General features: G+C 40.8%; 1 protein-coding gene. It reads right to left on the reverse strand.

Annotated features, from left to right (window positions below):
- Nucleotides 1-188: 188 nt before the first annotated feature.
- Nucleotides 189-601: hypothetical protein (locus L2748_RS24295; RefSeq protein ID WP_248957845.1), on the reverse strand; the 413-nt coding region annotated here is incomplete at its 5' end.

Consider the following 601-nt stretch of genomic DNA (forward strand, 5'->3'; position numbering starts at 1 on the left):
AGCGGGTCGTATTAGATGTTTCGCCCCAAGTCACTGTATATCGTCCATCAACATCGCTACTCGGTACGGAAATACTTGGTACTTTGGGCGCGGCAGCATAAGCGACTACGCTGCCAAAAACACATGCGATAAATATCAAAAGAGTTTTACAAAATATCGTTAATACATATTTCATCTCATCTATTTCCTTAGCGACTTTCAATATCAGCAATAATTTTTTGACCTAAATACACACTGTCAATTTTGTTACCTTCAGCTTGCAGTCGATAGAGCAATTGTCCCGCTTGGCTGTATATGCTGTAATCGTCATCTTTTTTTACCCTTCGATTATGACCATCATAGAGATAAGAAATCCCCTTAGCAGTCACCAGTTGATTGGCTTGGTTAAAGGTTAGTGGGTAACGACCGTTATGAGTCACATTCCCTTTGGCGTCATAGGTATAATTGTAACGATATGCCCCCGTAAGTCTGTCTAATCTATTTAAAGAATTATAATGATAATCAATGACTGAGCCACTTATGCTGCGGCTGGTAATGTTGCCTAAGCCGTCATAACGGTAATGACCACTTCCCCATTTTCCATCAGCAGATAGCAACCGGT

Source organism: Shewanella sairae (assembly GCF_023283535.1).
GTDB classification, from domain to species: domain Bacteria; phylum Pseudomonadota; class Gammaproteobacteria; order Enterobacterales; family Shewanellaceae; genus Shewanella; species Shewanella sairae.